The sequence below is a fragment of the Kaistella carnis genome (assembly GCF_003860585.1).
Lineage (GTDB): Bacteria > Bacteroidota > Bacteroidia > Flavobacteriales > Weeksellaceae > Kaistella > Kaistella carnis.
In genome coordinates this window covers 430,334-453,446 of the sequence record NZ_CP034159.1, presented here as the reverse complement: position 1 = coordinate 453,446, position 23,113 = coordinate 430,334, and the positions used below count along the sequence as shown (strand labels likewise).

General features: G+C 36.0%; 27 protein-coding genes and 1 tRNA gene. 7 read left to right on the top strand and 21 right to left on the bottom strand.

The annotated features are described in order from the left end of the window. Window positions 1-11: 11 nt before the first annotated feature. The 10 genes from EIB73_RS02035 to EIB73_RS01990 form a co-directional block, all read right to left on the bottom strand. Window positions 12-527, bottom strand: a complete 516-nt coding sequence (locus EIB73_RS02035; RefSeq protein ID WP_125022158.1) for a DUF3997 domain-containing protein — start codon at window positions 525-527, stop codon at window positions 12-14. Between the two features lie 299 nt (window positions 528-826). Continuing rightward, window positions 827-1,165: a hypothetical protein gene (locus tag EIB73_RS02030; RefSeq protein ID WP_125022156.1), complete on the bottom strand. Its 339-nt coding sequence runs from the start codon at window positions 1,163-1,165 to the stop codon at window positions 827-829. A 4-nt stretch (window positions 1,166-1,169) separates the two neighbouring features. After that, window positions 1,170-1,457: a hypothetical protein gene (locus EIB73_RS02025; protein WP_125022154.1), complete on the bottom strand. Its 288-nt coding sequence runs from the start codon at window positions 1,455-1,457 to the stop codon at window positions 1,170-1,172. 225 nt (window positions 1,458-1,682) lie between these two features. After that, entirely contained in the window at window positions 1,683-2,066 is a 384-nt protein-coding gene (locus EIB73_RS02020; protein ID WP_125022152.1) for a hypothetical protein, read from the bottom strand. Window positions 2,067-2,425: 359 nt separating this feature from the next. Next, window positions 2,426-3,844, bottom strand: a complete 1,419-nt coding sequence (locus tag EIB73_RS02015) for an L-serine ammonia-lyase (protein ID WP_125022150.1) — start codon at window positions 3,842-3,844, stop codon at window positions 2,426-2,428. A gap of 165 nt (window positions 3,845-4,009) precedes the next feature. Beyond that, complete coding sequence (locus EIB73_RS02010) at window positions 4,010-4,651, bottom strand: alpha/beta hydrolase (protein WP_125022149.1); 642 nt, start codon at window positions 4,649-4,651, stop codon at window positions 4,010-4,012. 63 nt (window positions 4,652-4,714) lie between these two features. Next, a complete protein-coding gene (locus EIB73_RS02005; RefSeq protein ID WP_125022147.1) occupies window positions 4,715-5,281 on the bottom strand; it encodes a YceI family protein in 567 nt (188 codons plus the stop codon). Window positions 5,282-5,443: 162 nt separating this feature from the next. Further along, window positions 5,444-6,493, bottom strand: a complete 1,050-nt coding sequence (locus EIB73_RS02000) for a glucokinase (protein ID WP_125022145.1) — start codon at window positions 6,491-6,493, stop codon at window positions 5,444-5,446. A 105-nt stretch (window positions 6,494-6,598) separates the two neighbouring features. Next, a complete protein-coding gene (locus EIB73_RS01995; RefSeq protein WP_125022143.1) occupies window positions 6,599-7,174 on the bottom strand; it encodes a hypothetical protein in 576 nt (191 codons plus the stop codon). A gap of 247 nt (window positions 7,175-7,421) precedes the next feature. Continuing rightward, complete coding sequence (locus EIB73_RS01990) at window positions 7,422-7,709, bottom strand: rhodanese-like domain-containing protein (RefSeq protein ID WP_125022141.1); 288 nt, start codon at window positions 7,707-7,709, stop codon at window positions 7,422-7,424. Between the two features lie 83 nt (window positions 7,710-7,792). Here EIB73_RS01990 and queG point away from each other — a divergent pair, with 83 nt between their 5' ends. The 3 genes from queG to EIB73_RS01975 all read left to right on the top strand — a co-directional run bounded on the left by queG (window position 7,793) and on the right by EIB73_RS01975 (window position 10,758). After that, complete coding sequence (queG, locus tag EIB73_RS01985) at window positions 7,793-8,752, top strand: tRNA epoxyqueuosine(34) reductase QueG (protein WP_125022139.1); 960 nt, start codon at window positions 7,793-7,795, stop codon at window positions 8,750-8,752. Between the two features lie 118 nt (window positions 8,753-8,870). Next, a complete protein-coding gene (locus tag EIB73_RS01980; protein ID WP_125022137.1) occupies window positions 8,871-9,548 on the top strand; it encodes a TIGR02117 family protein in 678 nt (225 codons plus the stop codon). 106 nt (window positions 9,549-9,654) lie between these two features. Beyond that, entirely contained in the window at window positions 9,655-10,758 is a 1,104-nt protein-coding gene (locus EIB73_RS01975; protein ID WP_125022135.1) for a transporter substrate-binding domain-containing protein, read from the top strand. A gap of 122 nt (window positions 10,759-10,880) precedes the next feature. On the opposite strand, the gene EIB73_RS01970 is transcribed toward EIB73_RS01975, so the two are convergent. Together EIB73_RS01970 and EIB73_RS01965 are read right to left on the bottom strand one after the other, a co-directional pair. Next, window positions 10,881-10,965: transfer RNA gene (locus EIB73_RS01970), tRNA-Leu, on the bottom strand. A 103-nt stretch (window positions 10,966-11,068) separates the two neighbouring features. Further along, the gene (locus EIB73_RS01965) at window positions 11,069-11,833 is read right to left on the bottom strand and encodes an MBL fold metallo-hydrolase (protein WP_125022133.1); all 765 of its coding nucleotides are present in this window, start codon (window positions 11,831-11,833) and stop codon (window positions 11,069-11,071) included. Between the two features lie 256 nt (window positions 11,834-12,089). On the opposite strand from EIB73_RS01965, the gene EIB73_RS01960 reads away from it, so the two are divergent. Continuing rightward, window positions 12,090-13,517, top strand: coding sequence for a TonB-dependent receptor (locus tag EIB73_RS01960; protein WP_125026046.1), 1,428 nt, complete (start codon window positions 12,090-12,092; stop codon window positions 13,515-13,517). A gap of 12 nt (window positions 13,518-13,529) precedes the next feature. Continuing rightward, window positions 13,530-13,979 carry a GAF domain-containing protein gene (locus EIB73_RS01955; protein ID WP_125022131.1) on the top strand — a complete coding sequence of 150 codons (450 nt, stop codon included), beginning with the start codon at window positions 13,530-13,532 and terminating at the stop codon, window positions 13,977-13,979. 71 nt (window positions 13,980-14,050) lie between these two features. Here EIB73_RS01955 and EIB73_RS01950 read toward each other — a convergent pair whose 3' ends face one another. Together EIB73_RS01950 and EIB73_RS01945 are read right to left on the bottom strand one after the other, a co-directional pair. Continuing rightward, complete coding sequence (locus tag EIB73_RS01950; RefSeq protein WP_125022129.1) at window positions 14,051-14,521, bottom strand: GNAT family N-acetyltransferase; 471 nt, start codon at window positions 14,519-14,521, stop codon at window positions 14,051-14,053. Between the two features lie 204 nt (window positions 14,522-14,725). After that, window positions 14,726-16,069, bottom strand: a complete 1,344-nt coding sequence (locus tag EIB73_RS01945; RefSeq protein WP_125022127.1) for a dihydrolipoamide acetyltransferase family protein — start codon at window positions 16,067-16,069, stop codon at window positions 14,726-14,728. Window positions 16,070-16,198: 129 nt separating this feature from the next. Here EIB73_RS01945 and EIB73_RS01940 point away from each other — a divergent pair, with 129 nt between their 5' ends. Beyond that, window positions 16,199-16,492 (top strand): putative quinol monooxygenase, encoded by a 294-nt coding sequence (locus tag EIB73_RS01940; protein WP_125022125.1) that lies wholly within the window; start codon window positions 16,199-16,201, stop codon window positions 16,490-16,492. 3 nt (window positions 16,493-16,495) lie between these two features. After that, window positions 16,496-17,113: a peptide deformylase gene (locus EIB73_RS01935; RefSeq protein WP_125022123.1), complete on the top strand. Its 618-nt coding sequence runs from the start codon at window positions 16,496-16,498 to the stop codon at window positions 17,111-17,113. Between the two features lie 23 nt (window positions 17,114-17,136). On the opposite strand, the gene lipB is transcribed toward EIB73_RS01935, so the two are convergent. The 7 genes from lipB to trpD all read right to left on the bottom strand — a co-directional run bounded on the left by lipB (window position 17,137) and on the right by trpD (window position 23,112). Beyond that, window positions 17,137-17,859 carry a lipoyl(octanoyl) transferase LipB gene (lipB, locus tag EIB73_RS01930; RefSeq protein ID WP_125022121.1) on the bottom strand — a complete coding sequence of 241 codons (723 nt, stop codon included), beginning with the start codon at window positions 17,857-17,859 and terminating at the stop codon, window positions 17,137-17,139. 211 nt (window positions 17,860-18,070) lie between these two features. After that, the gene (gene trpA / locus EIB73_RS01925; RefSeq protein WP_125022119.1) at window positions 18,071-18,808 is read right to left on the bottom strand and encodes a tryptophan synthase subunit alpha; all 738 of its coding nucleotides are present in this window, start codon (window positions 18,806-18,808) and stop codon (window positions 18,071-18,073) included. A gap of 48 nt (window positions 18,809-18,856) precedes the next feature. Continuing rightward, complete coding sequence (trpB, locus tag EIB73_RS01920; RefSeq protein ID WP_125022117.1) at window positions 18,857-20,038, bottom strand: tryptophan synthase subunit beta; 1,182 nt, start codon at window positions 20,036-20,038, stop codon at window positions 18,857-18,859. Between the two features lie 108 nt (window positions 20,039-20,146). Continuing rightward, window positions 20,147-20,599, bottom strand: coding sequence for an IS200/IS605 family transposase (gene tnpA / locus EIB73_RS01915; protein WP_125022115.1), 453 nt, complete (start codon window positions 20,597-20,599; stop codon window positions 20,147-20,149). Window positions 20,600-20,650: 51 nt separating this feature from the next. Next, on the bottom strand, window positions 20,651-21,328 hold the full coding sequence (locus EIB73_RS01910) for a phosphoribosylanthranilate isomerase (RefSeq protein ID WP_125022113.1): 678 nt from the start codon (window positions 21,326-21,328) through the stop codon (window positions 20,651-20,653). A 15-nt stretch (window positions 21,329-21,343) separates the two neighbouring features. After that, the gene (gene trpC / locus EIB73_RS01905; RefSeq protein WP_125022111.1) at window positions 21,344-22,123 is read right to left on the bottom strand and encodes an indole-3-glycerol phosphate synthase TrpC; all 780 of its coding nucleotides are present in this window, start codon (window positions 22,121-22,123) and stop codon (window positions 21,344-21,346) included. 2 nt (window positions 22,124-22,125) lie between these two features. Next, entirely contained in the window at window positions 22,126-23,112 is a 987-nt protein-coding gene (gene trpD, locus EIB73_RS01900) for an anthranilate phosphoribosyltransferase (protein ID WP_125022109.1), read from the bottom strand. Between the last annotated feature and the right edge of the window lies 1 nt (window position 23,113).

Genomic DNA, 23,113 nt, shown 5'->3' with positions numbered 1-23,113 from the left:
TCTTAAACTTTTCAACTTACACACTTTGCGGGACAGTGTCTTAAATTTTTTAAGTCAATTACTGAAGAATCAGGATTATAATATTGAATGTCTTCTCTTTTTCCGTCAGTGTAGAAACTTTGGGTTGAATTATCCAGTTTTAAATGATCAGGAACTTTCAAAAGTTTACGTGCTTTAAAGTATTCTGTTTTATCTAAAGGTCCGTAAATACTATCATTTCTTAATGTTATAATCCAAAATTTAGAAACGTCTAAATTGAAGATCATTTCTTGTTGTTTGTCAAATGTGAGATTGTTATCACTACTATAAATGCTGTCAGTAGGTTTCTGATTTGCTATTATGAAATCTTTATTGTGTCCGTAAAATAAAATATGTCCAGGAATTTCAATTCGTTGATACCCTTGTTTTTCTGGCACAACCAAATTAACTTCATTCATTGGATTGTAATCTAACTCATAATTTTTCTCAAGTGGATCGTTTCCGCATGAGAAGATAAAAAATAGTATAATAATTATAAAAACTTCCATATTGTTTTCTATGACACAATTTTTGTCACCATTATCTACAACAATTTGCGGCTTTGCGATCGTGCGGCTTAAAATGCCAAACCTTTCTATTATAAACTACTCTTCGAAACATCTAAATAGTTAAACTTGGCGAAAAACCCGCACTATTGCAAAACCTCTGTTGAACTAAACCTCCGGTAGCTTTTCCTGAGGCTGTTTTAGTTACCAAGTGGGGAGAAAAAGCCACCGGAGGTTCCGTTCAACAGGCTTTCATCTCGTGTCCTGCGGACAAGACGAAAGCTTAGTTATTACCAGCAGTGCTAATTTACAGTCATATTTTTTTGTTTATTTGGCATTAGGAAAATAAAAACTAACAAAACTAATTGTATGACAATCAAAACAAAAGCAACTATTTGAGTTTGAAAAGCTATGTTTGAAATGTTTTTTTCATTTTTGCGATTTTGGTCTATTTGATTTTTCAGAAGTTCCTTCTCATAATTGTTAATGTCAGTTCTTTCACTTATTTTATGTTTTGCATCCATTACATACCAATCAGTTTTGTTAGATGCGATGTCAAGATATTTGACATAATCAATAATTATCCATCCGCAAATTAGAATGGTCATTAAGGATAATGCTATGGCAATTTTTTTCTTCATCTGTTTATTGTTTACAATACCTTCCTACATTTCCATTCAAATCTTTAACGTACAATCTTCTTTCGCCATAATAGTTTTCTACTCTGTCAATTATACCAATTAATGACTTGCTGTTATGAAAATAAATACTATCATTTTTTACATACAAATGCTCTTTACTGAAAACCAAAATATCAGAAATATGACCAGTTTCTCCACAGAATTTCCAAATGGAATTTTCCAAGTTATTTTTTTCTTCTGTTTTAGTGTTACAGCTTGTCAAAATAATTAAAAATAAAAGTAGCTTTTTCATTTTCATTTTGTTGTTAAAGCATTGCAGGTAACGGTTTTCGTATTGGCGATGGTGCGGCTTTAACGCGGAAACTTTCTTATTATAAATTAATCTTCGGGACATCTGAAATGGTTAAACTTGCGATTGCTCCGCACTATTGCCAATACGATGTTACAAGCTGGTGTTTTGCAGTCTAATATCATTTTAAGCATTGTTTAACTGTCTTTTTAAGAGTCAAATTGATTTTTATTGAATGTTCAATTTTCCTTTACATTCAGTAAATTCTGAAAGCACTTTTTTTAATTCATCAAAAACTTTTCTATTCGGGCTGATTTGAATTACATATTTTTCGTTTTCAAATGTGATAATAAATTCAGTTTCTGTTAAAAATATTTCAAAGTCTTCTAATTCTCCAGATTTTTCAAAGTCGCGTGATTCAATGTAATAATAGTCTTCTTCAAATTCGTCTTCTCCATATGTTTTTTGAAGCATTAAATACTGGTCAGTTGCATTCATTATTTCCTCAACCGTCTCTTCGTAATCAAAGCCACTATCTTCTTTTTCAGACAATGTCACAGTGCAACCGAATTCTTCGTCATTAATTGATATTTCTTTACAAACAAAATTCATTTAATTTTTTTTATTATCCCGTTATCTTGTGCGAACCGTCCTTTACACTTGCTTGTAACTCGTTTATATGTCTTACTTCGTCAGACAAATACAACGTATTTGGTAGTGATTTGTCTGATTACCGTAAGACTTATTTCCAGTCACTAAGATAGTTGCTTTTTTAAGTAAATCACCAAAACAACTTTTTATTGAATACAAATACGTGTATCCTTCAAATAAAAGAAGAACAGAACTTTTAGCCCCGATTGTAACGACATCCTTTTGTGAGGACGAAGGACGAGCAAAAGATAGAGTGGAAAGCGGGACGGGTTTTGTAAGGAGCGAAAATCTTCTCGCTCTTAATAATCAGAAAAATAAATTTAACACTCAGCAACGTTAACAGCGATGGCGAGACCACCTTCGGAAGTTTCTTTGAAACGGTCGTTCATGCTTTGAGCAGTTTCCCACATCGATTGAATCACCTCGTCTAACGTCACGCGCGCTTTGGCAGGATCGGATTCTAAAGCAATATTGGCCGCGGTAATCGCCTTCATGGCGCCCATAGAATTACGCTCGATGCACGGAATCTGAACCAATCCACCGATCGGATCGCAAGTCATGCCGAGGTGATGTTCCATGGCAATTTCGGCAGCCATTTGAACCTGACCCGGAGTTCCGCCCATGATTTCGGTGAGACCTGCCGCCGCCATGGCAGAGGAAACGCCAATCTCGGCCTGGCAACCGCCCATGGCTGCAGAAATAGTAGCGTTCTTTTTAAAGAGCGTTCCAATTTCACCTGCTACCAAAAGAAAACGGATGACATTTTCGTCACTTTTAAATTCTGTGAAACATTGGGAATACATGAGAACGGCGGGAATTACGCCACTTGCACCATTAGTTGGCGCCGTGATGATCCGTCCGAAACTGGCATTTTCTTCGTTCACCGCCAAGGCAAAACAAGAAACCCATTTGTTGATATTGGTGAAACTTAAATCGGCATCGACCAAATATTGATACCATTCGTGGATGTTTTTATAGACTTTATCGCCCAGCAGTTTTCTATTTAAACCCGCAGCACGACGGGTAACATTAAGTCCACCCGGAAGAACACCTTCTTTGTTCACGCCTTTGTAAATACATTCTTTAATCTGTTGCCAGATATACAATGCTTCTTTTTCAGTGTCTTCTTTGGTTCGCCAAGATTCTTCATTCAGAAAAACGAGATCTGAAATTTTATCCAAACCTAATTTTGCGATATTTTTATCAATGTCTTTTCCATTGTGACACGGGTATAATGTTCTGGTACAATGGTTTTCGTACGAATTGGCTTCTTGGGTCGCGATAAATCCGCCACCTATGGAATAGTAATCCTGAATCAGTTCTTCGCCATTTTCAAATATGGCTTTGAAAATCATTCCGTTTGGATGAAAGTCCAGTGATTTCTGTTTGTTTAAAATCAAATGATGTCCGTAAATAAATGGAATTTCTTTTTCACCATTCAAATTTATAGTACTTGAAGATTTGATGGCTTCCACTTTTTGATCAATTTTAGAAGTGTCGATCAGTTTAAAATTTTCCCCGGAAAGTCCGAGCATTCCAGCGATATCGGTTCCGTGACCAATTCCGGTCTTAGCAAGAGATCCAAAGAATTCTACAAAAACTTCTTTTACCTCCTGAAGTTGGTGACTGGTTTTTATTTTTCTGATAAAACTTTCCGCTGCGTTCCAGGGTCCCATCGTATGAGAACTTGACGGCCCGATTCCAACTTTTATAATTTCAAAAACACTGATTGATTCCATTCTATTTTATACGAACTGATGATTAAACCTACTTAACTTATAGACAAAGATAATTCTATTTTTACTATTTAGAGAATAGAATTCAAGATGGAAATCTTGATCGCAACAGAAATAAAGATGCCGCAGAATAAGCACGTTACGCAGTTTTATTTTAAAGCTTTCAAATTATTCAAAGATCTCACTCAAAATTTTAGATACTTCTTTTGGTTTTGTGGCCGGGAAAAGATGCGTTCCATTTTGGACAACGTAATCAGGTTTGGAATACTTCAAAGGGAAAACAATGTCTTTGCTTCCTAAAATTTGAATGACTTTTGGATTTTCTTCAAACTTCCAGGCAGAAACTTTCTCGATGCTCCACTTTAGATAATAGGTGTCGCGCACCGTAAAATATTCTAATAGTTTGGGATTCTTGGGATCAACGATTCCTCTTGCCAATGAATATACGGTTGCGGAATTAATATTAAATAATTGTTGCGGCAAAAACCTCGGAATTTTTGTTACTTCTCCTAACTTTATCAATCTGGATTTTTCTTTATGGGATTTTATACTTCCCATAATTACTACTTTCTCTGCAGCTTTTATTTTATCGATTTCCTGTACAATGATGCCGCCAAAAGAATATCCTAATAAAGAAAATGGTTCAGAATCATCAATGCGGTCTGCCATTCTCTTCACATAATGATGAAAATCCTCATTCTTTTCCGGCATAATCCAATCCAAAAAAACCACCTCTAAATTCTGGGGGAAGGTAATTTTTTCCAGCACCTTAAAATCGGCTCCTAATCCACTGACTACATAAAGTTTCATCTGTCAAAAATAAAAAAAAGAGCAGACAAACGCTGCTCTATTCCGAATAATATTTTGTTAAAATTACTTCGCTGTAACGTTAATCAGCATATCTATTTCATCTTTCACCACCACATCTTTCATCGCGGAAGCATAAGCGATCCCAAATTTCTGACGGTCAAAACTGAATTTGTCTGAAACAATATTTAGAACGCCATTATTTAGAGAAATTTTTGCTGGAAAAGAAACGGGATTTGTTTTGCCTTTGGCAGTAAGATTTCCGACGATCATGTAGGGAAATGATTTATTCGCATTTTTCTTTACAGCGGTAATTTTATAGGTTGCAGTTGGGAATTTATCGGTTTCGAAAAAATCACCGTTTTTCAAGTGGTTATTTAATTTGGTCTGATATTCTCCGGTTAAATCGATTGCGTTGATGCTGTTCATATCCAAATGGAAAGTTCCACCAACGATGTTATTTCCTTTCATGATTACGTCGCCGGATTTTACGTTTACATATCCGTTATGAGATGAAGCTTCGGTTTTTGCCAACTTATAACCCCACCACTGTACTTTTGAATGGGTTACTTTTTTTGATTGTCCAAAAGCCAATCCACCCGCTAAAAGCGCAGCTAATACTAAATTTTTCATTTATTAATTTTATTTGAGCCGCAAAAATATTGAAACTTCTCTTACCAAGCTATTAACCTGGGATAAGAAAACAAAATAAAGGCAATTTTTTTAGTTCTTGAAAAATAGAATAAAAAAAAGACTCTGTCCGAGGGCAAAGTCTTTTTTTGAAATTTTATACGATTACTCCTGATAAAAAGCAGCGTAAAGCGCAGCACCATTAAGAATAGTCTTTTTATCTTTCACAAGATAGATTGGTATATCTTCTAAAATATTTTCCATTTTATCACTGATGATAAAGTTTTTATAAAATTTAGTGTTTGTGATAAACTGCTCTAACATTACGGGAATATCTCCTGTAAGAAATAATCCGCCTGTTGCCTTCATTTTAAGCACCAAACTGTTCGCCTCTCTTGCTAAGAACACAAGAAATGTGTCGATAGTCATGGTACAAATTCGGTCTTTATTTTCCAAGGCACCTTTGATAATGGCTTGTGTAAAATTACCCGCTTCAATTTCTTTCGTTAGCCAATCGGGTTGTTTCTGTTGTTTTACATCGCGTAAAAAACGATAAACATTAAATAAACCTCCTGTTGAAAGGACTGATTCCCAACTTACGATGCCATAGATTTTCTGAAGAAATGAATAGAATTCGACCTCATCATTGGTACGTGGGGAAAATTCGCAATGACCACCTTCCGTAGCGAAAGGCCGAAGACAGTGACCATCCCAAAATAATGCTGCCTCACCTAAACCTTCGCCTGGTGACAATACCGCCACATTCCCCGGAGTCGCGTTGCCGGAATCATGAATGGTGACAAAATGTTCCTCTGCCACATTCTGAAGTCCATAAGCTGACGCCTCTAAGTCATTAATCAAATACACTTCACCTACATTTGTTTCATCCTTAATAATCTCCGCATCTATTTTCCAAGACAACCTTGCAGGCTCACTTCTTCCTCTAATGACAGGACCCGGAACTGCGACTGCAATTTTTGCAACATTCTCTATGGAATGATCTTCTTTAAACCGGTTGATTATTTCGGAACAGGAATTAAAGTCTTTCGTGTTATAGAATTGTTCAGCCTGTAAAGTAACCTGCTGACTTTTGGCAATATAATGTCCGACAAGGGTCGTTTCTTCCCGTAAATCTACTGCTACCAGGGAAAGATTGTTATTACTTTCGGAGGCAATGCCGGGTAAAAAAAGATTGAATTTATTTGTAGTTTCCATTTTGTAATGTTATCAACCAAAGATAATAATTGTTTTTTATATAGATTATAAAAAATAAAAAAACCTCCTCTAAGAGAAGGTTTTCGTATTTTAGGACGGTTTTGATTATTTACCCAACGGGATATTATAACCAATACCAACACCGATTGCACCGGCATTATATTTCTGATCTCCAATTTGTCCTTTGTCACCAGTGAATGTTTTCTCATACTGAAGTGCGAAATTCCAGTCACGGTTATGGTATCCAATTTCCGGTTTAATGTAGAAACCACCGTCAGGTCTTGCAACAGTACTGTTAGCAGCAACATTATCATCACCAACGATGAAACCGTACCCTAAATCAGTTCCCAAATAGAAACCAGTTTGTTTTGGGTAAATTCTAATTAAAGCAGCTACTGGTACAACACCAAAATCGTTGTTGTCAACATTTACACCACCTACTGTATTTTCTCTTCCGAAAAAGTGGCTATAACCTGTAGCGATACCTAAACCGAATCCAGGAGTTACCAAATTTTGGTAAGAAAGGTCAACACCTAAATTTCCACCAGCATTTTCTGCAGGAACTGCAAATCCACCGTGTGCTCCGATTTTAAACATATTAGTCATATCAGAACTTTGTGCGCTCAATAATCCTGCGCTAAATAAACCTAGAGCAAGGATTGATTTTTTAATTGAATTCATAATTTTAAATTTTAATTTTACATGAAGGTTAGTTATCAAAATCGTGCCAAAACTGAGACATACTTCTGCTAAACTTCAGTACAGTTTAAACAAGTTGTTGATTACCAATTATTTAAAATTAATTATATTTAAACAAGCATTTAATTTTTACTGACTTTTATTCCGTTTTTTAAGTAAGAATTTAATAATTGACATAAAAAAAGAGCTGACAAAATGCCAACTCCTATTTATTTTGGAAAAGAAAGTTTTATAAATTCTCCAACATTTTGGCCATATCAGTATAGCCTCCACCATTGTACACTTCATCTAAACCTTCAGATTTAAAGTATTCCATTGCTTTTCCACTTCTGTTCCCACTTCTGCAGAAAAAGATTTTTGGTCCCGCAAGATTTACAACTTCCTGTTTGCGGTCCTCTATTTCGCCTAACGGTATATTTTGAGCAGCTTCAATCTGTCCATCCATTTCGAGTTCCATTGGTTCACGAACATCGATTAAATGATAGTTTCCTGCTTTTAAAATTTCTTCTACTGACATACGATTGTATTTAAAGTTAATATTATTCTGAAATAAATTGCTTAGCAAATTTATAAAATAATGTTAGTTTTGCAATGCAACCCATGTTACAAAACGCAGAAAATTACGCAAACCTTATTAAAACCAAAGCAAAAAAGTTTGGTTTTCAAAATTGTGGGATTTCGCGGGCAGGCTTTTTAGAAGAAGATGCGAAGCCACTGGAACGTTATCTTCAAAATAATTTTCACGGAGAAATGTCTTACATGGCAAATTATTTCGATAAACGGCTTGACCCAACTTTATTGGTAGAAGGCGCAAAATCTGTTATTTCCCTTTCCTATAACTATTTTCCGGAAGAAAAAATTGCCGGCATTGAGGATTTGAAAATTTCGAAATATGCATACGGTCAAGATTATCACGAGATCATAAAAGAGATTCTAAAAGAAATGGTGGCAGAACTTCAAGACGAAATTGGAGATTTCACCTGCAGAGTTTTCACCGATTCCGCACCCATATTAGAAAGGAGTTGGGGCAGAAAATCCGGAATTGGCTGGGTAGGGAAAAACGCAAATTTAATCACGAAGCAAACCGGCTCTTTTTATTTTTTGGCAGAAATCATCTGTGACCTGGAATTAAAGGAGGATTTTGCCACCACGGATCATTGCGGATCCTGTCGTAAATGCATTGATGCCTGTCCTACTGAGGCGATTGTTGGTGATCGCGTCATCGACGGAAGTAAATGTATTTCATACGCAACTATTGAATTGAAAAATGAAATCCCGGATCACTTTAAAGGTAAAATGGAAGACTGGATTTTTGGGTGCGATATCTGTCAGGATGTTTGTCCCTGGAACCGTTTCTCTAAACCTCATCAGCAGGAAAAATTTAAACCGAATCCATTATTAAAAAGCATGAATAAACATGAATGGACGGACCTTACGCAGGAAGTTTTTTCCGAAATTTTTAAAAAGTCTCCTGTGAAAAGAACCAAATTTGCCGGCCTTAAAAGGAATATTGACTTTATCAATCAGGGAATAAAGAACGATACCGACCTTATTCTTTAAATAAATTATTTTTGAAGAAATTGATAAACCTTCTTCTATAGTTCCTATTTAAAAATTGCTTTAGATCTGCTTCTAAATTTCGAAATTAAGAAATTATAAATTTAAGTACATTTGAAAAATGAAGAAAGCAATACTTATTATTTTAAAATTTATTTGGGCAATTATTGCCATAGTGGCGGTTTATCTGCTTTGTGGTTTGCTCATTCCTTATATTGGAGTACCGGCTAAAAAAGTTTCGGAGCCGAAGACAGTGGGAGTTTATATACTGACCAACGGGGTGCATACCGATATTGTTGTTCCCATTAAATCGAAACAGTTCGACTGGAGCAAAGTAGTTTCATCTGAAGACACAAAATCAAAACGAAGCGATTTCAAGTATCTTTCTATCGGTTGGGGTGATAAAGGTTTTTATCTGGATACGCCGGAGTGGAAAGATTTAAAAGTATCTACCGCATTCTATGCTGCTTTTTGGTTGGGTGAATCTGCAATGCACTGCACGTTCTATGATCAGATGACCGAAGGTAAAGACTGCAAAAAAATAATGCTCACAGAAAAACAGTATGAAGATTTAATACAATTTGTTAATGATAAGTTTGATCATGATGAAGCTGGAAAAGTAATTAAAATTAATACAGACGCTGTTTATAGTGAAAATGATGCGTTTTATGAAGCGAAAGGCAGCTACAGTTTCCTTTACACGTGTAATACATGGACAAATAATGCACTGAAAGCAGCAGGTCAAAAAGCAGCTTTATGGACTCCGACTGACTTCGGAATTTTCCAGCATTACAAATAAAAAACCTCTTTTTTAGAGACGATTTATTTCCAGTTCATCCGCTTCATTTGTATGAAAATTTATTTTTTCTTACATTGTTTTCTTTTATGAACCCCTAACAAAATTTATGACGCGCTGTTCTTTCCATCCGTTTTACACTTTAGCTTTTATATTTTCTCTCTGTTTTTTCACCAAAGCGCAGTATGTTTCCCTTAATCCCAAAGTTGATACTTTAAAAGTTGGAGTTGCCGGCAATGCACCTTTCATTATCAATGAACCTGGTAATCCGTTGCCACAAGGAATATCTGCAAAGATCTGGGGTGAAATCGCCGATGATCTTAACTGGAATTATCGTTACAAAGATTATCAAAGTGTTAGTCAAGCTTTAGAAGCCTTGAAAACAGGAGAAGTAGATATGGTTGTGGGTCCGGTAACCATTAATTCCCAACGATTAGATTCTTTTAAATTCTCACAGCCCTATTATCAATCAAGTTTATCCATTGCGTACAAACAGGGCGAATTTAGCATTTGGAATCTGGTAAAACTTTTATTCAGTTTTAAATTACTCATAGCGATTGGTATTTTCCTGGTTATTTTAACCATAGTGGGAACTTTGCTTTGGCTGGCCGAAAAAAAAGCCTCACCCGATCAGTTTCCCTCTGAACCGGCAAAAGGAATTGGCACGGGAATGTGGCTGGCCATTGTAACCATGAGCACCACGGGTTACGGAGACAAAGCACCCATTACGTTGATGGGAAGAATCATAGCCGGAACCTGGATGATTGTGTCGATTATTTCTGCGACGTCTATGGTGGCGGGAATTGCCAGTGTATTGACTTTTTCAAATTTTCAGTCCGTTGATATTAAAAACATTGAAGAATTAAACGGGAAAAGAGTTGCTACTATTTCCGGCTCCCCTTCTGTTGATTTCTTAAAAGAATATAAAGTTACCGTAAGACCGGTAGAGAACTTAAATGCTGCCATGACTTTACTTCATGATAAAAAAGTGGATGCTATTGTCTATGATCGTCCGCAATTATTATATTATCTCAATAATCATGAAGAAGAAGATTTGCAAATCTCGAAAGCCGAATATTACAAACAGGGATATGGTTTTGTTTTCCCTAAAGAAAGCCCACTAACCTACGACGTCAACCGAACGCTGTTAAAGCTGGCGGAGGATAACAAAACAGCAGAGATTGCCGAAGAATATTTAGGTAAGGAGCAATAGTTGTAAAAACTAGAAGTCATTTTAAAACATTTCAATCTGTAAATAGTATAGAATTATTTAAAAGATCAGGAAAATTTTAAATAAAAAAAAAGCCTCTGTGAATCAATGATTACAGAGGCTTTTGGTACCCGGTGCCGGAATCGAACCGGCACATCTTGCGATACTAGAGTTTGAGTCTAGCGCGTCTACCAATTCCGCCAACCGGGCTTTTTAAATTGGTGTGCAAATATAGAATTATTTTTTATTGCAGAAAAATTATTTCTTGATATTTTACAGATAAATGCAGGAAAAACATTTAACTGTTTGATTCTCAAAACTGAATTTCCAGTCCGTCATACGCAAGGTGAAGATTTTCGGGCAACTCCTGCTCTGTTTCGTCGTGCAAACCCAAATGGTGGGAAATATGAGTTAAATACATTTTCTTTGGCTTCAGTTCCGCGAAAAGCTCTAAAATCTGCGGCAAAATGAAATGCGCCGGATGTAACTCTTCTTTACGTATGCAGTTTAAAATAAGATAATCCAGACCTTTTAATTTTTCCTTCTGCGCCTCGGAAATAAAACTGGCATCTGTAATGTACGCAAGCTTCTTAAATTTAAATCCGTAAATCGGAATATTATAATGCATCACTTCTATCGGAATAATATCGGTATCAAGAATGGTGAAAGGCTCCTGAATCTCATGAATGTTAAAAGACGGCGCTCCCGGATATTTTACATCTGCAAAAGCGTAAGGAAAGCGATTCTTCACTTCATCTCCTACCCTTTTGTTACTGTAAATATCAATATTCTTCCGATTTCTAAAAATGAGCGGACGTAAATCATCCAACCCGATAACGTGATCATTGTGTTCATGAGTCAGCAAAACTGCATCAATTTGTTCTTCCTTATTTTGAAGCATTTGCATACGGAAATCAGGACCGCAATCGATGAGAATTTTTTTTCCAGCCTCAGTGGTTACCAGTGCCGAAGAGCGAAAACGTTTGTCTTTAAAATTTGTAGAGGTACAAACCTCACATTTACAGCCTATAACGGGAACTCCCTGAGAAGTGCCGGTTCCTAAAAATTTCAACTCCATTTTTTTGAGGTCAATTTGATTTTGGTAAAAATACAAAAATAGTGATTATGTATCTTTTCCAGTTTCTTATATACAAACCTCGCAACTATCAGACCCGCTGAATGCAAAAACAATTAATAGGCGTTCAAATTCATTTACCAAAGATTTTCCCATTTCCAGAACGATAAAATTGGCTCTCTTTATAAGCATTTGAGTGAAAATTAGAATTATTACTTGAATAATTTGTATTTTTACCAAAAAATTAGCCTTGCCAGTGATTCATCAGAAATTAACTCCTAAGCAGAAAGCTTTAGCGATCAATTTAGACCAAAATATTTACGGAACATTTGCCGAAATAGGTGCGGGTCAGGAAACCGTTCGTCATTTTTTCAGAGCGGGTGGTGCCTCTCAAACGATTGCAAAGGCAATGTCTGCTTACGATAAAGATTTTAGTGACGCCATCTACGGAAAGGAGGCGCGAAACAGATATGTGACCCAAAACCGACTTCGCAAAATGCTTCGGTACGAAGTTTCTTTAATTGAAGAACGGGTTTCTCGGGAAAATTGTCCGGGTAGAAAGTTTTTTTCCTACGCAAATACCGTAACGACCATCAATTTCGATAAAACGATGAAAGGTCACGGTTGGGTCGGTTTAAGATTTCAATTGGACGAAAAAGATGATTACAACGAAATTGTACTCCATGTAAAATTTAAGGAAAATGACGCAACACTTCAACAGGAAACTTTAGGTGGTCTTGGCGTGAACTTGATCTACGGCGCGTTTAATTATGCAGACAATCCTCGAAAGATGATCAATTCTCTTTTCGATGATATTTCAAAAGACAATGTAGAGATCGATATGATTGATTTCAGCGGTCCGGCTTTTTGCTATGTAGACAACAGATTGATGAGTCTTCAGTTGGTAAAAAGTGGAATGACCGATGCCGTCATCTTCAATGCGGAAGGAAACAACATGCTGCCTGCAGATATTTTGTATAAAAAAAATATTTTCGCTGTTCGTGGAAGTTTTCGTCCTGTAACTTTGGTCAATATTGACATGTTCGAGAAAGGTTTGGAAATGTTCAAGAAAGATTGGGGTTGCAGCGAAGATGAAACCGAAGTTCTATTTGAAATTACCATCTCAAACTTACGGGCTTCCGGAGACATTGATGAACGTGATTTTCTGGATCGCGTTGACGTTTTAGGTAAATTAGGCTATACCGTAATTATCTCTAATTTCTCCGAATACTATAGACTTATCGACTACTTTGCGCCTTATACAAGCGGAAAAATTGGAGTCGCAATGGGCGTCAATAATCTATTGGATGTTTTTGATGAGGATTACTATAAAAACTTATCCGGGGGAATCCTGGAAGCTTTTGGTAAATTCTTCAGACAGGATATGCGCGTCTATCTATACCCATATAAAGACCCGGAAACCCATGAGTTATTAACTTCTAATAATCTGAAAGTCAGCGACAGCTTAAAAGAGTTGTACAAATATTTTAAGCTCAACAAACGTATTGTGGACATTGAAAATTACAATCCCGATTATTCTGAAATTTACTCCAGAATTATTTTAGAAAAAATCGCTAATCATATCTCAGGCTGGGAGAAAGAAGTTCCGGAAGGTGTGGCAGATTTGATTAAAGAGCGAGGAATGTTCGGTTATAAAGAGGAACTCATACTTAAAGAATTTATTTAATAAAACCATAAAATGTCAGAAATAAAAAAACGTCTTTCTATTATTTTAGAAAGCCCAAAACATAATACAGAAGAGAAACTTCAAAAAATCTGTGCTTTACTTGATCAGGAAATTTCCTATTTCAACTGGACCGGATTTTACTTTAAAAACGGTGACAAAGAAGAATTGATTTTAGGACCTTACGTTGGTGCTCCGACAGATCATACCATTATTCCTTACGGAAAAGGAATTTGTGGACAGGTTGCTGTTTCTAATGAAACCTTCGTGGTTCCGGATGTTCATGTGCAAGACAACTATTTGAGTTGTTCCATCGACACCAAAGCAGAAATCGTAGTTCCGATTATGAAAGATGGTCAGAATATCGGACAAATCGATATTGACTCTCACAAAGTAGATCCATTCACTGATGAAGATCGTGAAATGTTAGAATGGCTTTGTGACGAGGTTGCAAAGATTATGTAATCAGATTTGATTAAAATAAAAAAAGTGTGGTTTTTTAGAAGTCCACACTTTTTGTTTATATAACAAGTTTTTTATCCCGCCAAATCAGTTATTCCTTTTTTATCTAAACGGTAAACGGTCCATTCATTCATAGGTTTTGCATGAAGTGATTCATAGAAGTCAATTGCGGGCTGATTCCAGTTCAGAACCGACCATTCCATTCTGCCGCAATTTTCTGCTTTTGCGATTTTTGTCAGTTCGATGAGTAAAGTTTTTCCATATCCTTTTCCGCGGTGTTCAGGTTCTACATAAAGGTCTTCGAGATACAATCCAGGTTTTCCTACAAAAGTGGAAAAATTGTAAAAATAAAGTGCAAATCCAGCCGGAACGCCATTTTCCTCCCCGATGATAACGTAAGCGAATTTTTTTACGAATATATTTTCCTGAAGTTCCTCTACGGAAGTCACCACTTCATCTTCCATTTTTTCGTAAACGGCAAGTTTTTTTATAAGATCAAAAATTACAGGAGTATCTTCGGGCGTGGCTTTTCTAATAGTGAACATTTCTTTTTAATTTTAGAAATCAAAGTTAAGGTTTTTGCGAGAATTTAAGTTGAAAATCCATCCGTAACTAGCCCCGATTGAAGCGACATCCTTTTCTGAGGAGGAACGACGAGGAAAAGATATAGCGGAAAGCGGGATTAAGCTCCTAAAAAAACCTCTGAGAAATTCTCAAAGGTTTGCTTTTATATTTTGGTCTGCTGAAAATTAAATTTCAGTATTCATATCCCAGTTTTGAAGATAATCGTGAACATGTTTCAGGAACATTCCACCCAAAGAACCGTCTACTACACGGTGATCGTAAGAATGTGACATGAACATTAAATTACGGATCGCAATTACATCGCCATCTTTGGTTTCTAAAACTGCAGGTTTTTTAACAATCGCGCCAACAGCCAGAATCGCAACTTGAGGTTGTGGAATAATCGGCGTACCCATTAGGTTTCCGAAGCCTCCAACGTTGGAAATCGTATAAGTTGCACCTTGCGTATCTTCCGGTCTCAATTTTTTATTTCTAGCTCTGTGTGCTAAATCGTTGATTGCTTTTGCTAAACCTGAAAGGGAAAGTTGATCGGCATTTTTAATAACAGGAACGATCAAATTTCCGTCTGGAAGTGCCGTTGCCATTCCGATATTGATATTTTTCTTTTTGATGATTTTATCGCCATCTACAGAAACGTTGATCATCGGGAAATCCTGAATCGCTTTTACAATTGCTTTTACGAAAATCGGCATGTACGTTAATTTTTCACCTTCTCTCTTTTCGAATAAGTCTTTATGTTTCGTTCTCCATTTTACGACATTCGTAACATCGGTTTCGATGAAAGAAGTTACGTGTGGAGATGTTCTTTTGGAGTTCACCATGGCATCAGCGATGATTTTTCGAACTCTGTCCATTTGGATAACTTCGTCACCCTCATTTAATTTCATTGGTGCAGAAACTGGAGCCGCTGCTTGTGGAGCCGGACTTGGAGTTGCTGCAACTGAAGGCGTAGAAACCGCTTGCGGCGCTGCAGGAGCAGTTCTGTTTGCAACGAATGATAATATATCTTCTTTGGTAATTCTTCCGTCTAAACCGCTCCCTTTAATGGATTGCAATTCAGCGTCAGAAATTTTTTCGTTTTGTGCGATTGATTTTACTAACGGTGATAAGTATAAATCAGAACCTTCGAAACCGGTAGAAACTTTTGCGCTTTCCATGGCTGCTTCCAAACCTTTTACAACGTCGGAATCTACATTTGGAATTTCAGTTTTCACTTCTTCCGCCGATTTTGGTTCTTGAGGTTGATCAGCCACTGCATCACCAGCGCCGGCAACTTCTAAAATTGCGATTGCTTCGCCAATTTTTGCAACTTCATCTTTCTGTTTCAGGATTTTAATAATTTTCCCCGAAACTGGAGTCGGAACATCGGAATCAACTTTGTCGGTTGCAATTTCTACAACGGAGTCATCTTCCTTTACGGAATCTCCTTCATTGAACATCCAACTGATAATCGTCGCTTCCATCACGCCCTCTCCCATCGATGGAAGTAGTAATTTATATTCTGCCATTTTATATTTCGATTTTCACAAAGATAAAAAATTTTCCCATTAGGAAAAAATGAATTTTTAGGGCATTTTTTTGATTTTATTTCAATAATTAAGTTTTCTATTTTTACATTTGTCTAAATATTTATCTTAATGAAAAACTTACATATCGTAGCCTTATTCCAATTCAAAGAAAGTGATTTGATGGACGCTCTGGAATTACTGAAAAAATTAGTTTTCGAAACCCGAAAAGAAGAAGGTTGTTTACATTACGACTTAATCGAAGACAATACCAACAAAGGCGTTTTCTTTATTATTGAACTTTGGGAAAGTGAGGAACATCACCATCAACACAATGGTACAGATCATTTGATGAATTTCAGAAATCAATCGGCATCGATGTTGGAGAAATCAGCACAGGTTTATAAAGGATACAAAACTTTCTAAATCATGAAGAAAGTTTCCTTATTATTGGTCTTATTTTCTGTTTTTGCCTTTTCTCAAAAATATACAAAATCAGAAATTTCAAGAATTACGGAAGGGAATATCGATTCAGCCTTGCCTATTTTTCAAACATCTGATTCCTTGCAGCATCGGGTTTTACTTGATCAATCGATGGATGCAAATCCAAAAGATCAATACACAAAGATTCTAGTCAACCGAATGAAACTTGCCCTTCTTTCTACGGGAAGCGGTGTCGGAATCGCAGCACCACAAGTTGGAATCAACCGGAATATTATTTGGGCAAAACGATTTGATAAAGAAGGAAAACCTTTGGAATATTTTATCAATCCGAAAATTCTTTGGCGTTCAGAAGTTTTAAATTTAGGTCCGGAAGGTGATTTATCCATTGAGGTTTTCAGAGATTACTTTTACAGAAGCCAAGTGATTCAGTTAGAATATTTTGATTTAAATGGAAAGAAACACACTGAAATCGTGGAAGGATTTACAGCAGTTATTTTGCAGCACGAAATCGATCATCTTTCTGGGATTTTAATATCTGATAAAATAGAAAATCAGAAAATGAAGACTTTCGAAAAAGTGGAATTGTATAAAGAATTGAAATAGAAAAGTAAAAAACTTTTTAGACACTAGACAATCTGCGCTTCAAAAACGTCACAGAAATGTTTTTTAATTTTCTCTTTAACTTCAGCCATTTCTTCTTCAGAGAATTCTCGTTCTAATTCTCTTTGCAAAGAAGTCACGCCTTTATCTTTAATTCCGCACGCAATAATATATTCAAAATAGCGTAAATCCGTATTCACATTCAGAGCCAAACCGTGCATGGTCACCCATTTCGACGTTTTCACGCCCATCGCACAAATTTTTCTTGCGTAAGGTTTTCCAACGTCCAGCCAAACTCCCGTTTCTCCTTCACTTCTTTCGCCTTTCAAACCATATTCAGCAATCGTGCGAATAATCACTTCCTCCAAATTTCGCATATAAAGATGAATGTCAGATTTAAAATTATCCAAATCCAAAATCGGATATCCCACAATCTGCCCAAAACCGTGATACGTAATATCTCCACCGCGATTAGTTTTCACATAAGTCGCATTAATTTCTTCCAACTTTCTCGCATTCGCCAGCATATTATGCTCGTCCCCGGATTTCCCAATCGTGTAAACATGCGGATGCTCCACAAACAATAAATAATTCGGAGTTTCTACCTGTTCATCGTCAGTTCGGTTGCGATTTGCCAATTTCAAATCGATGATTTCCTTCATCAATTTCTCCTGAAATTCAAAAGCCGGTTCATAATCCATCAACCCCAATTCCTGAAACTGCAAAGTTCTGTTCTGTGTGCTTGTCATTTTATTTTACTTTTTTGGGCAATCCCCTCTCCGACGCTTTTCCAGCCGCTTGGGTCGGGCTATCCGTTGCAATTCCTCGTTTCGGCGCTCGCTTCGCTCGCGCCTCTACTCCGGGATTTACACTTCTATCCCTATTGCGAGATTCCGCCTCTTTTCAACTTTATTTAAAAAAAGAAGTTTCCTCGATTTTTTCCTGGGCAAATTTATAAAATTAATTTATTATGCTACGAATAAAATCTTCTCCATTTTTTGTCCAGTCATCATTATTAAGCAAAATATTCACGAAAGCCGTCCCGATAATTCCGCCATCTGCTTTTTCGGTAACCTTATCAAAATCAGATTTATTTTTAATTCCAAACCCAATCATCACTGGATTTTTCAAACCTAAATTCGCCAGTCTATTCAGGTATTCTTCATTGTTGATTTCTTTTGCATCATTTCCTGTGGTAGAAGAACTTGAGACCGCATATAAAAATCCGGAACTTAAAGAATCCAAATATTTAATTCTTTCATCCGAAGTTTCCGGCGTCACCAAAAAGATAAAATTCAGATTGTATTTTTCTAAAATGGATCGGTAGTTTTTCTCAAATTCGACTGGTGGCAAATCCGGAATAATCAATCCTGAAACTCCAGACTCTTTACATTCTTTACAGAATTCTTCAAATCCAAAACTTAAAACCGGATTAATATATCCCATCAAAATAATCGGAATATTCATTTCTGATTTCACCGATTTCAATTGACCAAAAAGTTCTGCGATGGTCATTCCGTTCTTCAACGCGATTTCATGTGCTTTCTGAATCACAGGTCCATCAGCAACCGGGTCAGAGTACGGCATTCCAATTTCGATATAATCTGCACCGGAATGCTGGATTAGTTTTAAAATTTCAGTCGTGTCTTTCAATTGGGGAATTCCCGCTGTAAAATATATATTGAGTTTCTTTTTCATTTTCTATTCAATTTGAGATAAATTCATTTATAATTTAAAATCTAAAATTTATAATTTTGAAAGATACGTTTCCATATCCTTATCGCCTCTTCCACTCAAACAAATCACTACAACTTCGTCTTTTCCAAAACTTTTCTTTTCCAAAACTGCCAAAGCATGCGCAGATTCCAAAGCCGGAATAATTCCTTCTATTTGCGTTAATTCAAAAGCAGATTTCAATGCTTCATCATCAGTAATACTGAAAAATTCCGCTCTTTTTCCGGTGGCTAAATTCGCATGAAAAGGTCCAATTCCAGGATAATCGAGTCCGGCAGAAATAGAATGCGGTTCGATGACTTGTCCATCTTCAGTTTGCATCACCAAACTTTTACTGCCGTGCAAAACTCCTAACGTTCCCAGAAAAGTCGTCGCCGCAGATTTACCAGAATCCAAACCAAAACCTCCCGCTTCGGCAGCGATAATCTTCACACTCGGTTCATCTACAAAATGATAGAATGTTCCGGCAGCATTACTTCCACCACCAACACAGGCAATAACAACATCTGGATTTTCCCGTCCGATCTTTTCCTTTAACTGCCATTTTATCTCTTCCGAAATAACACTTTGAAACCTCGCCACCAAATCCGGAAACGGGTGCGGACCAACTACACTTCCGATAATATAATGAGTTGTTGTAGCATTATTAATCCAATCTCTTAACGCTTCATTCACGGCATCTTTCAAAGTTTTCGATCCAGAAGTCGCAGGAATAACCGTTGCACCCAACATTTTCATACGACCAACATTGGGTGCTTGCCGAGCGATATCGACTTCGCCCATGTAAATAATACATTCTAAACCAAGTAACGCACAGGCAGTAGCGGTTGCAACGCCGTGTTGCCCAGCGCCAGTTTCTGCAATAATTCTTTGCTTTCCTAATTTTTTTGCGAGTAAGGCCTGACCTAAAGCATTGTTGATTTTATGTGCACCAGTGTGATTCAAATCTTCTCTTTTCAGATAAACTTGAGTCTGATATTTTTCGCTCAAATTCTTCGCAAAATATAATGGAGTTGCGCGACCCACATAGTTTTTCAAAAGATCTTGGTATTCTTCCTGGAATTCTTCAGAATTAATTATTTCTAAATAATTATGGTGAAGTTCTTCGACATTTGGATATAACATTTCCGGCACAAAGGCGCCACCGAATTCGCCGTAATAACCATTTTCATCTGGGTTTCTGTATGTTTTCATAGTTGTATTTTAATATTTATCTAGCCACGAAGTGGCGATTTAACAAAGGATAGGATGAAATCCTATTATATCAAAGGGATGGGTAAAATCCTATTCATCAATTTAGCATTAATCCCAAAGATATTTTTCATCATATTCCATCTTATTTTCAATTAACATTTCTACAAACTCATTCTTGAAATCTAACTCCTCATGATGTTTTCTCTGATTCACAATGTAGTTCTTAACAATTTCCAGATTGCTCCTACACACAGAAAATCCACCATAACCATCTTGCCAAAAGAAATCTTCATATTTACTTCCTTTTGTTTTTATCCATTTGGATGAATGTGCCTTAACTTCCTGTACCAATTTCATTAAAGCAATTTTTCTTGAAAGCAAACATAAAATATGGATATGATTATCTGTTCCTCCAATTCGAATTGCTGTACTTTCAAAATCCTTACAAATGCTAGCGATGTATCTGAACAATTCGTCTTCTATTTCTTCATCGATGAAATCATTTCTGTATTTTGTGCTGAAAACGATATGGACGTAATTTTTGACTAATGATTGTGGCATGGTTGAGTTTTTTTTAATTTCAACATTAATAGGATTTCATCCTATCCTTTATTAACGCGTCGCTTTGCGACTTAATTTATTTTTAAAACTAACAATTTTATCTATGTTTTTATTTCCAGGTTCAATTTCAAATTTTGAATTGATATCTAAAGTAAAAGGTTTCTGCTTTAATAATTTAATATTTTCAATATTCTCTTCTGAAATTCCGCCACTTAAAAAGTACGGTTTGTTGATTTCTAAATCATTTAAAATTTGCCAGTCAAACGTTTTACCAGTTCCACCAAATGCTTTTGAATCGGTATCAAAAAGAAAATAATCTACATTAGATTTTAGATTTTGAATTTTAAATTTTAAATTTTCGATATCGTTTCCGATTCTAAAAACTTTAATAATTCCAATTTTTCTATCCAACTTAATTCTTAATTCAGAAATAAATTCGTCGCTTTCATCTCCGTGAAGTTGAATATAATTAAGTTTGGCTTTTTCAGATATCTCTATAATTTGTTCTAGACTTCCATTGACAAAGACGCCAATCTTCCCTTCATGGTTTATTGATTTTATTTGATCTAAAGTCAAAGAATTTAAAACATAACGCGGCGATTTTTTATAAAAAATTAAGCCCAGGAAATTAACGTCCAAAGAAATTAATTCTTCGATCTGATCTAGTTTTGTCAAACCGCAAACTTTAAGTTTTGGTTGTCGGCTATCATTTGTCGGTTGTTGAGTCATTCTAATTTCTAAAATCTAGTTTCTAACATCTTTAATGAACTCTTCAAAAGCAATTCCCGGATTTTCATTTCGCATAAAATATTCGCCCATTAAAAATCCGTCAAAGCCTTTTTCTTTTAGAAATTTAAAATCATCGATGGAGTAAATTCCACTCTCTGCAACTGCTAAAGTATCTACCGGCAAAAGATTTTTCAAATTGACAGAATGTTGTAAATCAACTTTAAAATCTTTGAGGTTTCTATTATTGATTCCCACCAAATCAATTTCTTTATTAAAATGTTTTAACTCATCTTCCGTATGAATTTCTAACAAAACTTCTAATCCTAATTCGTGAGATAATTGTGTAAATTCCTGAACCTGGTTTTGAGAAAGACACGAAGCAATTAATAAAATCACATCTGCTCCATTCGCTTTTGCTTCATAAAATTGATATTCATCAATCATGAAATCTTTTCGCAAAATAGGAATCGAAATTTCACTTCGTACTTTCAAAATATCTTCTAATTTCCCTCCAAAAAATTCGGAATCAGTCAAGATTGAAATTCCACTTGCTCCAAATTTTTGATATGACGTTGCAACTTCTAAAACGTCTGCTTTATCATTGATTATTCCTTTACTGGGCGATTGTCTTTTAAATTCCGCAATGATTCCACTACCCGATTTGACTGATTCTTTTAATGAAAATGTCTTGCGGTTAAACACTACTGCATCTTTTAATTGCGTCAAAGAAATTTTCTTTTTCGCTTCCGAAACTTCCTGCTTTTTCTGGTCAATTATTTTATCGAGAATATTCATTTCTAAGCAATTAAAACATTTAGACAATTCAGGGCTTTTCCTTCCATTAAACTTTCTTTCGCCATCATTAAGCAATTTTTGTAATTACCAAATTTCTCAGTATTGTTCAAAGCCATTGCTGCATTCGCTAAAACCACAGCATTCTGTTCGTAAGTTCCTTTTCCCTCTAAGATAGATTTAAAAATTTCCGCTGCTTCTTCAATACTATTTCCGCCAAAAATAGATTCTGATTCGATATTTCTAAACTGCAATTCTTCCGCTGAATAAATCTTCTCACCGTATTTATCAATCATTTTAGTATCGTTGGTCAAACTGATTTCGTCGTAACCATCTAAAGCATTCACCAGCAAAAAATCAGCATTTTTCTTCTGTAATAAATATTGGTAAATCCGTGCGATTTCCAAATTCGCAACACCTATCATGGTATATTTTGGTTGAGCCGGATTGATCAATGGTCCCAACATATTGAAAAAAGTTTTTAAACCTAAATTTTTACGCATCGGCGCGATTGATTTTAAAGACGTGTGGAAAATCGGTGCGTGTAAATAACAGAAATTTCCCTTTTCCAGATCACTTTTCAACTCTTCTTCCGTTTCTTTAAATCGATAACCGAGAGTTTCCAAAACATTTGATGCTCCACTAATTGTGGAAGCGGCATAATTTCCATGCTTGGCAACTTTCTGCCCAGTTCCGGCTACGACCAAACTCGCCAAAGTTGAAATATTAAACGTGTTTTTTCCGTCGCCACCTGTTCCAACGATGTCGACTAAATCTTCTGTTCCTAAATCAATTTTCGGCGCCAACTGATGCAATGCTTCGGTAAAACCTTCTAGTTCCGCCAACGTAATACTTCGCATCAAGAAAACCGTAACGAAAGAAGTCACTTCAATTTCATTAAAAATATTCTTTGAAATTTCCAGGAGAATTGATTTCGCCTGGGCTTTGCTCAAAGTTTGATGGTCGAATAAATATTGTAATATCTCTTTCATT

Bases quoted from the DNA above. Each gene is read 5' to 3' on its own strand.
- EIB73_RS01935 (WP_125022123.1), top strand. From the start codon at position 16,496: ATGAAGAAAGTTTCCTTATTATTGGTCTTATTTTCTGTTTTTGCCTTT.
- lipB (WP_125022121.1), bottom strand. From the start codon at position 17,859: ATGACAAGCACACAGAACAGAACTTTGCAGTTTCAGGAATTGGGGTTG.
- EIB73_RS02025 (WP_125022154.1), bottom strand. From the start codon at position 1,457: ATGAAAAAGCTACTTTTATTTTTAATTATTTTGACAAGCTGTAACACT.
- trpB (WP_125022117.1), bottom strand. From the start codon at position 20,038: ATGAAAACATACAGAAACCCAGATGAAAATGGTTATTACGGCGAATTC.
- EIB73_RS01990 (WP_125022141.1), bottom strand. From the start codon at position 7,709: ATGTCAGTAGAAGAAATTTTAAAAGCAGGAAACTATCATTTAATCGAT.
- trpC (WP_125022111.1), bottom strand. From the start codon at position 22,123: ATGAATATTCTCGATAAAATAATTGACCAGAAAAAGCAGGAAGTTTCG.
- EIB73_RS01950 (WP_125022129.1), bottom strand. From the start codon at position 14,521: ATGTTCACTATTAGAAAAGCCACGCCCGAAGATACTCCTGTAATTTTT.
- EIB73_RS02010 (WP_125022149.1), bottom strand. From the start codon at position 4,651: ATGAAACTTTATGTAGTCAGTGGATTAGGAGCCGATTTTAAGGTGCTG.
- EIB73_RS02015 (WP_125022150.1), bottom strand. From the start codon at position 3,844: ATGGAATCAATCAGTGTTTTTGAAATTATAAAAGTTGGAATCGGGCCG.
- trpD (WP_125022109.1), bottom strand. From the start codon at position 23,112: ATGAAAGAGATATTACAATATTTATTCGACCATCAAACTTTGAGCAAA.
- EIB73_RS01965 (WP_125022133.1), bottom strand. From the start codon at position 11,833: ATGGAGTTGAAATTTTTAGGAACCGGCACTTCTCAGGGAGTTCCCGTT.
- EIB73_RS01955 (WP_125022131.1), top strand. From the start codon at position 13,530: ATGTCAGAAATAAAAAAACGTCTTTCTATTATTTTAGAAAGCCCAAAA.
- EIB73_RS02000 (WP_125022145.1), bottom strand. From the start codon at position 6,493: ATGGAAACTACAAATAAATTCAATCTTTTTTTACCCGGCATTGCCTCC.
- EIB73_RS02005 (WP_125022147.1), bottom strand. From the start codon at position 5,281: ATGAAAAATTTAGTATTAGCTGCGCTTTTAGCGGGTGGATTGGCTTTT.
- trpA (WP_125022119.1), bottom strand. From the start codon at position 18,808: ATGAAAAAGAAACTCAATATATATTTTACAGCGGGAATTCCCCAATTG.
- EIB73_RS01940 (WP_125022125.1), top strand. From the start codon at position 16,199: ATGAAAAACTTACATATCGTAGCCTTATTCCAATTCAAAGAAAGTGAT.
- EIB73_RS01945 (WP_125022127.1), bottom strand. From the start codon at position 16,069: ATGGCAGAATATAAATTACTACTTCCATCGATGGGAGAGGGCGTGATG.
- EIB73_RS01995 (WP_125022143.1), bottom strand. From the start codon at position 7,174: ATGAATTCAATTAAAAAATCAATCCTTGCTCTAGGTTTATTTAGCGCA.
- queG (WP_125022139.1), top strand. From the start codon at position 7,793: ATGTTACAAAACGCAGAAAATTACGCAAACCTTATTAAAACCAAAGCA.
- EIB73_RS01980 (WP_125022137.1), top strand. From the start codon at position 8,871: ATGAAGAAAGCAATACTTATTATTTTAAAATTTATTTGGGCAATTATT.
- EIB73_RS01910 (WP_125022113.1), bottom strand. From the start codon at position 21,328: ATGACTCAACAACCGACAAATGATAGCCGACAACCAAAACTTAAAGTT.
- EIB73_RS01975 (WP_125022135.1), top strand. From the start codon at position 9,655: ATGACGCGCTGTTCTTTCCATCCGTTTTACACTTTAGCTTTTATATTT.
- tnpA (WP_125022115.1), bottom strand. From the start codon at position 20,599: ATGCCACAATCATTAGTCAAAAATTACGTCCATATCGTTTTCAGCACA.
- EIB73_RS02020 (WP_125022152.1), bottom strand. From the start codon at position 2,066: ATGAATTTTGTTTGTAAAGAAATATCAATTAATGACGAAGAATTCGGT.
- EIB73_RS02035 (WP_125022158.1), bottom strand. From the start codon at position 527: ATGGAAGTTTTTATAATTATTATACTATTTTTTATCTTCTCATGCGGA.
- EIB73_RS02030 (WP_125022156.1), bottom strand. From the start codon at position 1,165: ATGAAGAAAAAAATTGCCATAGCATTATCCTTAATGACCATTCTAATT.